General features: G+C 59.9%; 13 protein-coding genes. 10 read left to right on the forward strand and 3 right to left on the reverse strand.

The genetic code is table 11. The features are described from left to right. Positions 1 to 156 precede the first annotated feature (156 nt). The 6 genes from topA to rpmG all read left to right on the forward strand — a co-directional run bounded on the left by topA (position 157) and on the right by rpmG (position 7,444). Positions 157 to 2,826 carry a type I DNA topoisomerase gene (gene topA, locus AC13Q5_RS02820; protein ID WP_075852638.1) on the forward strand — a complete coding sequence of 890 codons (2,670 nt, stop codon included), beginning with the start codon at positions 157 to 159 and terminating at the stop codon, positions 2,824 to 2,826. Next, positions 2,823 to 5,201: a ribonuclease R gene (rnr, locus tag AC13Q5_RS02825; RefSeq protein WP_488500793.1), complete on the forward strand. Its 2,379-nt coding sequence runs from the start codon at positions 2,823 to 2,825 to the stop codon at positions 5,199 to 5,201. The genes topA and rnr overlap by 4 nt, the downstream gene beginning before the upstream one ends. 32 nt (positions 5,202 to 5,233) lie before the next feature. Beyond that, positions 5,234 to 5,689: a DUF983 domain-containing protein gene (locus tag AC13Q5_RS02830; RefSeq protein WP_075852306.1), complete on the forward strand. Its 456-nt coding sequence runs from the start codon at positions 5,234 to 5,236 to the stop codon at positions 5,687 to 5,689. Next, complete coding sequence (locus AC13Q5_RS02835; RefSeq protein ID WP_143525393.1) at positions 5,686 to 6,003, forward strand: hypothetical protein; 318 nt, start codon at positions 5,686 to 5,688, stop codon at positions 6,001 to 6,003. Before AC13Q5_RS02830 ends, AC13Q5_RS02835 begins: the two co-directional genes overlap by 4 nt. Further along, complete coding sequence (locus AC13Q5_RS02840; protein ID WP_488500794.1) at positions 5,996 to 7,180, forward strand: MFS transporter; 1,185 nt, start codon at positions 5,996 to 5,998, stop codon at positions 7,178 to 7,180. Before AC13Q5_RS02835 ends, AC13Q5_RS02840 begins: the two co-directional genes overlap by 8 nt. Positions 7,181 to 7,276: 96 nt before the next feature. Then, the gene (gene rpmG, locus AC13Q5_RS02845) at positions 7,277 to 7,444 is read left to right on the forward strand and encodes a 50S ribosomal protein L33 (protein ID WP_003587245.1); all 168 of its coding nucleotides are present in this window, start codon (positions 7,277 to 7,279) and stop codon (positions 7,442 to 7,444) included. An 824-nt stretch (positions 7,445 to 8,268) separates the two neighbouring features. On the opposite strand, the gene AC13Q5_RS02850 is transcribed toward rpmG, so the two are convergent. Continuing rightward, entirely contained in the window at positions 8,269 to 9,642 is a 1,374-nt protein-coding gene (locus AC13Q5_RS02850) for a PleD family two-component system response regulator (protein WP_457880100.1), read from the reverse strand. A gap of 16 nt (positions 9,643 to 9,658) precedes the next feature. After that, on the reverse strand, positions 9,659 to 10,030 hold the full coding sequence (locus AC13Q5_RS02855) for a response regulator (protein ID WP_028754034.1): 372 nt from the start codon (positions 10,028 to 10,030) through the stop codon (positions 9,659 to 9,661). Between the two features lie 131 nt (positions 10,031 to 10,161). Here AC13Q5_RS02855 and AC13Q5_RS02860 point away from each other — a divergent pair, with 131 nt between their 5' ends. Together AC13Q5_RS02860 and AC13Q5_RS02865 are read left to right on the forward strand one after the other, a co-directional pair. Further along, positions 10,162 to 10,470: a DUF3572 domain-containing protein gene (locus tag AC13Q5_RS02860; protein ID WP_457880099.1), complete on the forward strand. Its 309-nt coding sequence runs from the start codon at positions 10,162 to 10,164 to the stop codon at positions 10,468 to 10,470. Between the two features lie 2 nt (positions 10,471 to 10,472). Then, entirely contained in the window at positions 10,473 to 11,120 is a 648-nt protein-coding gene (locus AC13Q5_RS02865; protein ID WP_488500795.1) for a hypothetical protein, read from the forward strand. Between the two features lie 14 nt (positions 11,121 to 11,134). Here the strand turns inward: AC13Q5_RS02865 and AC13Q5_RS02870 are convergent, their stop codons facing one another. Then, positions 11,135 to 11,713, reverse strand: a complete 579-nt coding sequence (locus AC13Q5_RS02870; RefSeq protein WP_075852301.1) for a GNAT family N-acetyltransferase — start codon at positions 11,711 to 11,713, stop codon at positions 11,135 to 11,137. Between the two features lie 83 nt (positions 11,714 to 11,796). On the opposite strand from AC13Q5_RS02870, the gene AC13Q5_RS02875 reads away from it, so the two are divergent. Together AC13Q5_RS02875 and AC13Q5_RS02880 are read left to right on the forward strand one after the other, a co-directional pair. Further along, positions 11,797 to 13,086 carry a DNA polymerase IV gene (locus tag AC13Q5_RS02875; RefSeq protein WP_488500796.1) on the forward strand — a complete coding sequence of 430 codons (1,290 nt, stop codon included), beginning with the start codon at positions 11,797 to 11,799 and terminating at the stop codon, positions 13,084 to 13,086. Between the two features lie 190 nt (positions 13,087 to 13,276). Then, positions 13,277 to 14,320, forward strand: coding sequence for a glycoside hydrolase family 25 protein (locus AC13Q5_RS02880; RefSeq protein WP_075852300.1), 1,044 nt, complete (start codon positions 13,277 to 13,279; stop codon positions 14,318 to 14,320). Positions 14,321 to 14,456 lie beyond the last annotated feature (136 nt).

The raw sequence follows: 14,456 nt of genomic DNA on the forward strand, positions 1-14,456 counted from the left end.
AATTCTAAGCATCGCATCGTCGCGCCAAGCGCAAAAATCGCCTTCGCCTCTTGACCGCGACGATTTCCCTGTCCATGTCGGAAGGCCGGGAAGACGGAAAAGCCCGGTATCTCCCGCGCCTTATCCCGGCGCGACCTCGTATTCAGAGACTTGATGATGAACGTTGTAGTGGTGGAATCGCCTGCCAAGGCCAAGACAATCAATAAATATCTGGGACCCGGATATAAGGTTCTTGCATCCTTCGGCCATGTGCGTGACCTGCCCGCCAAAGATGGTTCGGTGCTGCCGGACCAGGATTTCGAAATGCTGTGGGAAGTCGATGGTGCCTCGCAAAAGCGCATCAAGGATATCGCCGACGCGATGAAATCCTCCGACGGCCTGATTCTCGCGACCGACCCGGATCGCGAGGGGGAAGCCATTTCCTGGCATGTGCTCGACCTCTTGAACAAGAAGCGCGTCATCAACGGCAAGCCGGTGAAGCGCGTCGTCTTCAACGCCATCACCAAGAAGGCCGTGCTCGACGCCATGGCTGAGCCGCGCGACATCGACGTGCCGCTGGTGGACGCCTATCTCGCCCGCCGCGCGCTTGACTATCTCGTCGGCTTCAACCTGTCGCCGGTGCTCTGGCGCAAGCTGCCGGGTGCCCGCTCGGCCGGCCGCGTGCAGTCCGTGGCGCTTCGCCTCGTCTGCGACCGCGAGTCCGAGATCGAACGCTTCATCTCCGAAGAATACTGGAACCTTTCTGCGATCCTGAAGACGCCGCGCGGCGACGAATTCGAAGCGCGCCTGGTGTCTGCCGATGGCAAGCGCCTGGCCCCACGCGCCATCGGCAACGGCGAGGAAGCCGGTAAGCTGAAGGCGTTGCTGGAAGGTGCGGCCTACGTCGTCGACACCGTCGAGGCAAAACCGGTCAAGCGCAATCCGAGCCCGCCCTTCACCACATCGACGCTGCAGCAGGCCGCGTCCTCGAAGCTCGGCTTCTCGGCTTCGCGCACCATGCAGGTGGCGCAGAAGCTCTATGAAGGCGTCGACATCGGCGGCGAGACCGTCGGTCTCATTACCTATATGCGTACCGACGGCGTGCAGATGGCGCCGGAAGCGATCGATGCGGCACGCCGCGCCATCGCCAACCAGTTCGGCGACCGCTACCTGCCGGAAAAGGCACGCTTCTACTCTACCAAGGCAAAGAACGCCCAGGAAGCGCACGAAGCGATCCGCCCGACCGATTTCGACCGCGTGCCGGACCGCATCCGCAAGTTCCTCGATGATGACCAGCTGAAGCTTTACGACCTGATCTGGAAGCGCGGTATCGCCAGCCAGATGGCATCGGCCGAAATCGAGCGCACGACCGTCGAAATCCTCGCCGACAATGCCGGCAAGAAGGCCGGTCTGCGCGCCGTTGGCTCCGTCATCCGCTTCGATGGCTTCATCGCCGCCTATACCGATCAGAAGGAAGACGGCGAGCAGAGCGACGACAGCGAAGAAGGCGGCCGTCTGCCCGAAATCAACGCACGCGAAAATCTCGCCAAGCAGAAGGTCAATTCGACCCAGCATTTCACCGAACCGCCACCGCGCTATTCTGAGGCGTCGCTGATCAAGAAGATGGAAGAGCTCGGCATCGGCCGCCCCTCCACCTATGCCGCGACGCTCGCCACCCTGCGCGACCGCGATTATGTGACCATCGACAAGCGCAAGCTATTGCCGCAGGCCAAGGGCCGGCTGGTGACGGCCTTCCTCGAAAGCTTCTTCACCAAATACGTCGAATATGACTTCACGGCCGATCTGGAAGAGAAGCTCGACCGCATTTCCGCTGGCGAGCTGAATTGGAAGGACGTGCTGCGTGACTTCTGGCGCGATTTCTTCGCCCAGATCGAAGACACCAAGGAACTGCGCGTCACCAACGTTCTCGATGCTCTGAACGACGCATTGGCGCCGCTCGTCTTCCCGAAGCGCGAGGACGGCAGCGATCCGCGTATCTGCCAGGTCTGCGGCACAGGCAACCTGTCGCTGAAGCTCGGCAAATACGGCGCCTTCGTCGGCTGCTCGAACTATCCGGAATGCAACTATACCCGCCAGCTTTCCTCCGAAGGCGGCGCGGAGGCCGAATCCAACGGGTTGAACGAGCCGAAGGCGCTGGGTGCCGATCCGGTGACCGGCGAGGAGCTGACGCTGCGTTCGGGCCGCTTCGGGCCTTATATCCAGCGCGGCGACGGCAAGGATGCGAAGCGTGCTTCGCTGCCGCGCGGCTGGAAGCCAGAAGATATCGACTATGAAAAGGCGATGGCGCTGATCTCGCTGCCACGCGACATCGGCAAGCATCCCGAAACCGGCAAGATGATCTCTTCCGGCATCGGACGCTATGGTCCCTTCCTCCTGCATGACGGTGGCTACGCCAATCTCGAAAGCGTGGAAGACGTCTTCACGGTCGGACTCAACCGCGCGGTGACATTGATTGCCGAAAGGCAGAGCAAGGCAGCCGGTGGCAAGGCGCGCGGGACGGCAGCGGCGCTGAAGGAGCTCGGCGAGCATCCGGATGGCGGCGGTGCGATCACCGTTCGCGATGGCAAATACGGCCCCTACGTCAACTGGGGCAAGGTCAACGCCACCCTGCCGAAGGGCACGGATCCACAAGCGATCACCGTCGAGGAGGCCCTGGCCCTGATCGCCGCCAAGGCCGGCAAGAGCGGCGGCACCACCAAGAAGGCGCCCGCCAAGGCAAAGACCGCGGCCGCCGGCGCAAAAGCGACAAAAACCACCGCCAAGCCGAAGGCTGCTGCAAAGAAGCCTGCGGCCAAGACGGCAGCGAAAAAGAAGAGTGCAGAGTGAGCAGAGAACCGCGCGGCAGGATTCCATCGTCGGAACGGCGTTCCGGCAAACCCGGCCGCGCCGGTAAGGCAGGCGGTGATGCCGAACCGATGATGGCGATCATCCACGGCGAGTTGCCGCCGCGCGAGGTGCTCCTGCGTTTCATCGCCGATCATCCGCAGCAGGCATCCAAGCACGAGCTGGCCAAGGCCTTTGGTCTGAAGGGCGAGAGCCGCGTCGCGCTGAAGGAACTGCTGCGCGAGCTCGAAGAGGAAGGCATGGTGCAGAAGAGCCGCAAGTCGCTCATCCGCCCCGGTGCACTGCCGCCGATTGCCGTTCTCGACATCACCACCCGCGACAAGGACGGCATGCTGATCGGCCGTCCCGCCGAATGGGCCGAGGAAAATGGCGTCGCTCCGGCTGTCATGATCAAGCAATCCTCCTCACCCGCCGGTCGTAACAGCAAGGGCAAGGCGCCGGTTGCCGGCATGGGCGACCGCATTCTTGCGAAGATTTTCTCCGCCGTGGATCGCGGCGGCCCGGCCTATACGGCCCGCATCATCAAGGTCATCGACAAGCGGCAGGGCGCCTCCATGGGCGTTTTCCGCGAAACACCCGGCGGCGGCGGACGGCTGATGCCGATCGAGCGTCGTGGAGAGGAAATGGTGATCGACCCGGATTATACCGGCGGCGCCAAGGATGGCGACCTCGTCGAAGTGGAAGTCGCCCGCCTCGGCCGTTTCGGCCTGCAGCGCGCCAAGGTTCTGTCTGTCGTCGGCTCCGTCGCCTCGGAAAAGGCGATCTCGATGATCGCCATTCATGCGCACGGCATTCCGCATGTTTTCCCCGCTCCCGTGATCGCTGAAGCCGATGCGGCCAAGCCGACAACCATGTCGCATCGGGAGGATTGGCGCAGCCTGCCGCTCATCACCATCGACCCGGCCGATGCCAAGGACCATGACGACGCCGTCTACGCTGAAATGGACCCCTCGCCCGACAATCCCGACGGCGTGATCGTCACCGTCGCGATTGCCGACGTTTCCTGGTATGTGCGTCCGAACTCGTCGCTCGACCGCGAAGCACTGAAGCGGGGCAATTCGGTCTATTTCCCCGATCGTGTCGTGCCGATGCTGCCCGAGCGCATCTCCAACGATCTCTGCTCGCTGAAGGAAGGCGTCGACCGGCCGGCCCTTGCGGTGCGGATGATCTTCTCCAGGGAAGGACGCAAGGCCGGCCACACCTTCCATCGCGTCATGATGAAGAGTGCGGCCAAGCTTTCCTACCAGCAGGCGCAGGCGGCGATCGACGGCCAGCCCGACGACAAGACCGGGCCGATGCTGGAGCCGATCCTTAAACCCCTCTGGCACGCCTACGACATTCTGAAGAAAGGCCGCGACCGGCGCCAGCCGCTCGAGCTCGACATGCCCGAGCGCAAGATCCTGCTGAAGCCTGATGGCACGGTCGATCGCGTCTTCGTTCCGCCGCGGCTCGATGCGCACAAGCTCATCGAAGAGATGATGATCCAGGCGAACGTCGCAGCCGCCGAGACGCTGGAGAAGCGCAAGCAGGTGCTGATCTACCGCATCCATGACGGGCCGACGCTCGCCAAGCAGGAGATCCTGCGCGAATTCCTGGCGACACTCGGCATATCGCTTGCCAAGGGCGGCAATGTGCGCGCCAACAGCTTCAACGGCATCCTGGCGAAAGCCGAGGGCACTGCGCATCAGACCATGGTCAACGAAATGGTGCTGCGCTCCCAGAGCCAGGCGATCTACAGCCCCGACAATATCGGGCATTTCGGCCTGAACCTGATGAAATATGCACACTTCACCTCGCCGATCCGCCGCTATGCCGACCTGATCGTGCATCGCGCGCTTGTGGGTTCGCTCGGCCTCGGCGAAGGCGGCATTACGCCGGATGAAGAAGCCTCGCTCGATGATATCGCTGCAGAAATCTCGACCTTCGAGCGCCGCGCCATGGCGGCCGAACGCGAGACTGTCGACCGGCTAATAGCGCACCATCTCGCCGGCCGAGTCGGCGCGGAATTCGAGGCACGCGTCGGCGGTGTCACCAAGTCGGGACTTTTTGTCACCCTGCCGGACTATGGCGCCGACGGTTTCATCCCTATATCTACGCTCGGCACCGATTACTTCATCTACGACGAGGCCCATCAGGCGCTGACAGGCGAAAGAACGGGGCTCGGCTATCGTCTCGGCGACGATGTGACGGTGAGGCTGGCGGAAGCCGTTCCGCTCGCCGGAGCCCTGCGCTTCGAGATGCTGAGCGACGGCAAGCCTATGCCGACGGCGGTTCGTTCCTTCCACAAGGCGACCCGCCGCAACAAGAACCAGGCTCGCAAGGCGCCTGGCACGAGACCGCCGCGCGGCCGCAGATAAAGGACGGCTGCCGGCACGGAGGAAGCGTATTCATGACGGGCAGCCCATCCGACTCCCCCATCCGTTTCGGCGGTTCAGACGAAAACGAACGCCCTCTCGGACAGTCGATCACTCGCGGCATGCTGAACCGCTGCCCGCGCTGCGGCACCGGCAAGCTCTTTCGCGCCTTCCTGAAACCTGTCGACCATTGTGCGGTCTGCGGCGAAGATATCTCCCATCAACGCGCCGACGACCTGCCACCCTATCTGGTGATCCTCGTTCTCGGCCACCTCATCGTCGGCGGCTACATGCTGACGGACATGACCTTCAAGCTACCGCTCTGGGCGCATCTCGCTATCTGGGCACCCATCACCATTATCGCGGCGCTTGCCATCATCCAGCCGATCAAGGGCGGCGTCATCGGCCTGCAATGGGCGCTCCGCATGCATGGCTTCGGCGGTCATGACGACAGCCCGGAGGAATGGGATCAAGGAAACGGCAAGTCGTGACCATGCTGTCCGCTTCATGCCGCCGGTCTCTATCGACGGCAGAGATTGTTTCCAAGCATTGCGCTTCTATATCGGAAACTGCAGAGGTTTTGTTGCTTATTCGTGCTTCAGGCGAATTGCTTTACCGGCAACCGCTTGACATGAGCAGCATTTCTTGTCTGAACATGCCGCGCGTCATAGGGACTATTCCGGAGGGTGTGACCGATCACATGAAAGCCGACCCGTCACCTGAATTTGGCCGAGCCGTGCCTTCCTGTGTTCCGCATTCGGATCGATTCGCCCGCCTCATGCCCCAGGGATTTGTTTATGCTTGAACCGACGAACGACAAGGCCGGCCATGTCGAAGAAATTCACTGGCCTTCGCTCGTCGCAGCCATTGCCTCCGTGTCTGCCGTCGGCATCGCCATCGGGCTGGGCCTGCCGCTTCTGAGCATCATTCTCGAAAAACGCGGCGTTCCCTCGAGCCTGATCGGGCTGAATACCGCGATGATGGGCGTCGCCTCGATGCTGGCGGCTGTCATCACCACGAAGCTCGCTCATCGCTTCGGCGTGATACAAACGATGATCTGGGCCGTCTTCCTGTCGGCACTGAGCTCGCTCGGCTTCTACTATGCCGAAAACCTGCTGTTGTGGTTTCCGCTGCGCATCGTGTTCCATGGTGCGACCACGACCCTTTTTATCCTGTCGGAATTCTGGATCAATGCGGCCTCGCCGCCTTCCAAGCGCGGCTTCGTGCTCGGCCTTTATTCCACAGTTTTCTCCCTCGGCTTTGCGGCCGGCCCCCTGCTCTTTTCCGTCGTCGGTAGCGAAGGCCTGATGCCCTTCATCATCGGCGCCTGCATCATCCTGGCAGCCGCCATTCCGATCTTCATCGCCCGCAACGAGAGCCCGATCGTCGACGAGAAGCCGGAACTGCATTTCGTGCGCTACATCTTCCTGGTGCCGACGGCGACGGCTGCCGTCTTCGTCTTCGGCGCGGTGACGGTCGGCGGCGGATCGCTCTTCACGAGCTACGCGACGCGCCTCGGCTTCAACGAATCGCAGGCAGCGCTGCTGCTGACCGTCATGGGTGTGGGCAATTTCGTCTTTCAGATTCCGCTCGGGCTGCTTGCAGATCGCATGCGCGACAAGCGGCCGCTGCTGTCGATCATGGCCACTATCGGGTTTGTTGGAGCGCTGCTGCTGCCATCGCTGTCATCGAACTGGATCATTCTCGCCATCATCCTGCTCTTCTGGGGCGGCTGCGTTTCCGGCATGTATACGGTCGGCCTGAGCCATCTCGGCACGCGGCTGACCGGCGTCGATCTTGTGGCCGCGAACGCAGCCTTCGTTTTCTGTTACGCCGTCGGCATGGTTCTTGGCCCGCCCACGATCGGCACCGCCATGGATCTCGCCAATCCCAGCGGTTTTGCCTGGGCTGTGGCCTTTTTCTTCGGCCTTTATGTCTTCCTTTCGGGGATACGGCTGCTTTTCATGGGCAACAGAGGTTGACTTTTCGGGCGCGATTTGTATTTTCGCGCCAGAATTCGCCGTGGACCTCCGCACTGGCCGTCCACGGCGTTCATTTTTATTAAAGGCAGGACGACCATGGCCAAGGCTACCACCATCAAGATCAAGCTGCTGTCGACGGCCGACACCGGTTTCTTCTACGTCACGACGAAGAACAGCCGTACGATGACGGACAAGATGACGAAGACGAAGTACGACCCGATTGCTAAGAAGCACGTCGAGTTCAAGGAAACGAAGATCAAGTAAGTTTCCTAAACCTCAGGTTACAAAAAGGCGCTTAACCCTCGGGTTGGCGCCTTTTTTGGTTTTGTCGGCGTCGTCTCGACCGGCGTCCGATTTTGCAACATCAATTGGAAAACGCCCGAGTTGAGCAATGGCCTGGTCACTTCGGCAAAAAAGAAAAACGCCGCCTTCGATGAACGAAGAGCGGCGTTTTAAATTGGGGGCCGGCTAGCCTGCAAAACGGCACGAGGAACCGTTATTTTCTGCCTGCCAGCCGACCGACCCCACGACCCAGGAGATGCGGCGGACCTGAGCATCATGGGGTATCTCGAAACCCTTGCGGGTTGTCCATGTCCGGGACTAAATTCGCGCGAAATCGAAAGAAAATCAACAAATTCTTAATGATAAAAAATACTTGTCTGCTCGGATGGTTAAAATTCATGACTTTGGTGGAAAGGAATGTCCGATAGTCTTAGTGAAATAGGCTCAAGAAACCATCAAGAATAAAGTGATAACGCCTCCCTTGGTAGAAAAGATCGAATACAGATATTAAAGAGCATTTTAATATACAAATTACACTTAGTTAATCCATCACCTTCCAACCGACATCACATCATCAAACCGTCAACAAAACAAAACTATATGCAAACACAACAAGAATATTTCAAAAGCACTCAAAAAGCGAAGGCATCCACCAAATTCAAAAGTATAAGTATGCAGCGTTTCTTCAAAATGGGTTTATGTGGTTATGCCCGCAGGATAAAGAACAAAAAAATTTGAATTGTTGTTCAAAACCTGAAAAATACCCTCAATATTCACGGGTAGTCGCATTCCTTGGCCGTTCACCCCTAGGCCGCTGAAGCTACAACCCTGTTACGTCCTGCTCTTTTAGCCTCGTAGAGCGCAAGATCCGCCTGCTTCATCAACTGCTCCGGCGTCTCGATTGTCTCCAAACGGCACGAGATCCCGAAGGATGCGGTGATGTTAAGCGCAACACCGTTCTCGCGCAATTTCACGGGCATATTTTCTACCACAGCGCGTAGGCGTTCGGCGACCGCGGCGGCCGTATCAGCAGGCGTATCCGGCATGACCACAACGAACTCCTCGCCCCCATAACGGCATGCGAGATCAGCGCCGCGCACCGTGGAGCGGATCCTTGCGGCAAATTCCTTGAGAACTTCATCGCCGGCATCATGGCCATGGGTGTCATTGACGGTCTTGAAGCGATCTATATCGGTAATCAGGATCGAGAGTGGTCGGCCCCGCGCCAGAGAGCGATCGAACAGCACCTTGAGGTGATTGTCGAGGTAGCGCCTGTTATGCAGGCCTGTCAGCGCATCGGTGACGGCAAGCTCGATGGTCTGCTGCACGCTGGCGCGCAGGCGATCGTTGTAGCGTTTGCGGCGTATCTGCGTGAGGCAGCGAGCAACGAGCTCGTTCGGATCGATCGGCCGGACGATATAGTCGTTGACGCCAAGATCCAGCGCGCGAACGATCATGTCGTCTGCCCCCTGCTCCGTCACCAGCAGCACGGGCAGAAAACGCGTGCGCTCCAGCGAACGAAGCTGCGAGCAGAGCCGCAGTGGGTCGTAATCGTCAAAATTCGAATTGACGATGACCAGTTCGAACGGCCGTTCGGCGGCCTCGAACAGAGCGGCCTGCGGATCGGACATCGCGATGACCTGGGCAATCGGCTTGAGCGTACGGATAATACGTTCCTGCGAATTGGCGCGGCCATCGACCAACAACACCTGGCCGGCTTCCTCGGCGCGGCCATCGCCAGCCCGCATCAGATCATCGATACCGAAATTGCGCGCGGTTTCGTTGCGCATATGCAGCTCGTCGCTCAAAGTCTTGAGGCGAAGCAGGCTCTTGACGCGCGAAATGAGCTGCAGGTCGTTGACGGGCTTGGTCAGGAAATCGTCGGCACCGGCCTTCAGGCCGCGCACACGGTCGGCGGGCTGATCGAGCGCCGTGACCATGACGACAGGGATATGCGTGGTGCGGGGATCGGACTTCAGCCGCTCGCACACCTCGAAACCATCCATGCCGGGCATCATAATATCGAGGAGAATGAGATCGACTTGCGTGCTCGCGCAAATGGCGAGCGCCTTCAAGCCGTCTTCAGCCGTCAGGACTTCGAAATATTCGGCAAGCAGCCGCGCCTCCAGAAGCTTCACATTGGCCGGAATATCGTCGACTACCAGGATGCGTGCGGTCATCAGCTCTTCCCCATCATCAGGCGTCGCCCAGATAGGTCTTTATGGTCTCAATGAATTTCGGCACTGAAATCGGCTTCGAGACATAGGCCTCGCAACCGCCCTGGCGAATGCGCTCCTCGTCACCCTTCATGGCAAAGGCCGTGACTGCGATCACGGGAATGACGTGCAAATCGTCGTCTTCCTTCAGCCATTTGGTGACTTCCAGACCGGAAACCTCCGGCAGCTGGATGTCCATGAGGATCAGATCGGGGCGATGCTTGCGCGCGAGGTCGAGCGCCTCCATGCCGTTACGGGTCTGGATCGTCGTGTAGCCGGAAGCCTCGATCAGATCGCGAAAGAGCTTCATATTCAGCTCATTGTCTTCTACAATCATTACCTGCTTAGGCATGGAAAGCTGTCCCTGCATCCGGTATTGCATCCATTCTCTCGAAATATAGGGTCGCGAGGAACCGATTCCAGAAATACTTGAATCGCAAACTACCGGCATTTGGTTGAAAAATAGGTAACTCACCCTTCAAAATGCAAAGTAACTTCAAGAACCCGAAGAAGAATGCGGCCGACCCGCAAGAGACTGCGATCGCCGTACTCGGCTGGCTGGCCAACGAACCGGATATGTTCGGCCGCTTCCTGGCGCTGACCGGCGTAGAACCGGTGCAGGTGCGCAACGCCATCAACGAGCCTGCCTTTCTCGCCGGCATGCTCGACTTTCTCATGAACCACGAACCGACATTGCTGGCCTTCTGCGAGGCAAGCGGCATTGCGCCGGAGGCCGTCGCCGCCGCGTCGGCGCATTTTTCGCCGCCCGGCCTTGCCTCTGGAGAATACTGACCATGGATGCCCCGCTCGAATTCGACGTATCGCATATCCGGCTGCAGGAGCGGCCGTTGATCGTCTGCGATGTCGACGACGTCGTCTTGCATTTCTTCGCGCCTTTCCTGACCTTTATCGACGCCGAAGGCTATGAATTCCTGCCGCGATCCTTCCGGCTGACGGGTAATATCGTCTCCACGGCCAATGGCTCTGCGCTGGAAGAAAAGGATGTTCATCGGCTGATCGAAGCCTTCTTCGAAGCGCAGGAACAGTGGCAAACGCCTTTCGATCGCGTCGTCGACACACTCGATGAATTCTCGAAAGACGCCGACATCGTTTTTCTCACGGCGATGCCGCCGCAGTTCTGGGAGCAGCGACGCCGCCTTCTCGACAGGCTCGAGCTTGCCTACCCTCTGCTCGCTTCGCTGCAGCCAAAGGGGCCGATCGTGCGCTCGCTGCATCGCCAGCGCATGATGCCGGTCGCCTTCGTCGACGACATGGCCCATAATCTGCATTCGGTCAGCGAGCATGTTCCGGAATGCCTCCTCATCAATCTGAAACCGGATTCCATCGTTCACCGCATGGCGCCAGCCGCGCCGGCGGGTATCCCGGAAGCCAACGAATGGAGCCAGGCAGCGCCGCTGATCCAGGCCCATATCGCGCGCTAAGTCTCGGGCCAATTTCAGAAGACGAGGCGCATCAAGGGCCGACCATCCTTGCGCCTCGCAACCTCCGAAAATCCTGCCGCCTCGAATATGCGTTGCGAGCCAACATAGAGGCCGACGGACTTCGACTGTTTCGTCCGCTCGATCGGACAGCCTTCCAGCAGCCGCGCCCCGGAAGCGCGGGCGAAATTCACGGCCTCCGACAACATGCGGTGGCTGTGCCCCTTGCCGCGATCCTTCGAATTCATGAAGAAGCAGCTCACGGCCCAAACCGAGCTATCCTCCGCATCGGCGGGATCGAGCGGACGCGATACGGTCTTCGGCGAATTCCATTGTGGCAGCTCTGTTCGCGGACCAACCTGCACCCATGCAATCGGCTGGCCGTCCATGTAGCCGAGAAGGCCAGGCGGCGGCCCTGCCGAGATGCGTTTCTCGATAAATTGTTTCTTTGCTGCTGCGTCCATCGTCTTGCGCTGCGATGTCGGGACGCGGAAATAGGTGCACCAACAACCATAGCAGGCGCCGCTTGGCCCAAACAACGTCTCGAAATCGGCCCATCGATCCGGCGTCAATGGCTGCACAATTAAATTCTGCACTCCCGCCTCCCCGGCAGTTTTCCAGCTTGAGACTCGCGAGCTTAGAACATAAAGTGACGATGTTCAATTTTTGTTCTCGTTCGATGACCCCTGCGCCCGACAAGATCTCCGGCTTCTGTCGCGACTGCTTGAGCGAGCAATCGGCCACGCGCGCGCGCTGTCGCAGCTGCGGCAGCCCTCGCCTTGTCTATCACCGGGAGCTCTATGCGCTGACGTTGGCGCATATCGATTGCGATGCCTTCTATGCGTCCATCGAAAAACGCGACAATCCGGAACTGGCCGACAAGCCCGTCATCGTCGGCGGCGGCAAGCGCGGCGTCGTCTCAACCGCCTGCTATATCGCCCGCATCCATGGGGTACGGTCCGCCATGCCGATGTTCAAGGCGCTAGAAGCCTGCCCGCAGGCCGTCGTCATCCACCCGAACATGGAAAAATACGGCCGTGTCGGCCGCGAGGTTCGAGGCATGATGCAGGAGTTGACGCCGCTGGTGCAGCCGCTTTCGATCGACGAGGCCTTTCTCGAGCTCGAAGGAACGCAGCGACTCCATCACGATCCGCCGGCTCGCATCCTCGCCAAGTTCGCCAAGCGGGTGGAGCAGGAAATCGGCATCACCATTTCTGTCGGCCTTTCCTATTGCAAGTTTCTCGCCAAGGTGGCCTCGGACCTGCAGAAACCGCGCGGCTTTTCCGTCATCGGCCGGGAAGAGGCGCTCTCCTTCCTTGAGCCGCGGCCGGTCACGACGATATGGGGGGTCGGCAAGGCCTTCGCCGCAACGCTCGAAAGCGACGGCATCCGCACCATCGGCCAATTGCAGGCCATGGAGGAAGGTGACCTCATGCGCCGTTACGGCGTGATCGGCCAACGGCTTTTCCGCCTGTCGCGCGGCATCGACGACCGAACCGTGCATCCCAACGAAGCTGCGAAGAGCGTGTCTTCCGAAACCACCTTCTTCGAAGACATCTGGCGCCATGAGGATCTCGTGCCGATCCTGCGCGATCTCTCCGAAAAGGTTTCCCGCCGGCTGAAGCGCACCGGCATTGCCGGCCAGACTGTCGTGCTGAAGTTGAAGACCTCGGATTTCAAGATCCGCACGCGCAATCGCCGCCTGGAGGACCCGACGCAGCTTGCAGACCGGATCTTCCGCACCGGCCTGCGGTTGCTCGAGCCTGAAACGGACGGGACGAAGTTCCGCCTCATCGGCATCGGCGTTACCGATCTTGGCGATGCCGGGCGGGCCGACCCACCCGATCTCATCGACGTACAGGCGACGCGACGTGCCGCTGCGGAAGCAGCCATGGACAAGCTGCAAGAAAAATTCGGCAGGAAGACGGTCGAGACCGGTTATACGTTTGGCGATAAACGCCATAAATAACAATGCCTTACAATAAGTCACCGGATGGAGATATTTGACTGCACCGCAAATAGTTGCGCTACGCGCGCGATTCTTTTGCGCGAGAAAGCTCGGATTCAAACTTTTTTGGTAAATTTCCATTAGGACTCAGATTCTGTGAGTTCCGGGCGATGTGTATTCGTCGTCGATTGTGTTTTGCGTACGGGTTCCTATGCGTCTATCGGCTGTATCGACCATTCTTCTTGCCTGCCTGACGATCTCAGGCTGCGCCGCCCGAGGTGAGCGCGAAGCCGCGCAAGCCGCCCCGCCTTCGAAAGAACTAACCAGCTCCATCGCAAAGACCAGTAGACCGGTGCCGTCGGTCGAAATCGGCGAAACGGTTTCGCGCGTCGAGCGTCAGCAGGCTCTCGCAGTCGCTATGCCGACGAATCTGCGTCCGGAGGGGCTAATGCCTTCCGACCAGGGCGATGACGGCGACACGCCCGTGCCGCTACAACGGCCGCTTGCCATGCTCTCGCCTTCGAACCCAATGCCCCGCGCCCTGCGGCAGCAGCCGATGCAGATCTACAGCCATCGCTTCCGCGATGCCAAGCCGATCAACTTCGGTGCGTCCACTTCGCCGCGGAAGCTCGCCGTCCATGGCGTCGACGTCTCGCGCTGGCAGGGCGAAATCGACTGGGACACACTGCGCACGCAGGGTGCAAACTTCGTCTATATCAAGGCGACGGATGGCGGCGACCATCTCGATCCCATGTTCAAGCAGAACTGGCGGGCCGCCCAGCAGGCCGGCCTGAAGCACGGCGCCTATCATTTCTTCTATTGGTGCCGGACCGCTGGCGAGCAGGCTGACTGGTTCATCCGCAACGTCCCGAAGGAGGCCGGCGCTCTTCCGCCTGTTATCGACGTGGAGTGGAACGGCGAATCGAGCTGCAAACGGCGTCCCTCGCGGGAGCAGGTTCTCGCAAAGATGCAGGTCTTCATGGACAAGCTGGAAAAGCATTACGGTCAGCGTCCGATCGTCTACACCGCGCCGGATTTCTATCGCGACAATCTGAGCGGCGAGCTGCTCAACTATCCCTTCTGGCTGCGCGCCGTGGCTCAACATCCGTCCAAGGTCTATCCCGGCCGCAAATGGCTGTTCTGGCAATATTCCGGCTCTGGCGTATCGCACGGCGTCGAGGGCAGGATCGACCTCAACGCCTTCCACGGCAGCGAGCAGGACTGGCACAACTGGGTAGCCTCCAGCGTCCACTGACCTTTCAAAATTTAAGCTTTCAGTCATCGCCGAAGCAGAGTTTGACCGCTCCGCTTCGGCGATGCGTATTCGGCTGTAGCAAAGCGGCCACATGCTTTCGCAGCGGCAACAAGGCGGTGCCTTTCGGCAAGTCTTC

Source organism: Martinezella sp. CNPSo 3964 (assembly GCF_057784375.1).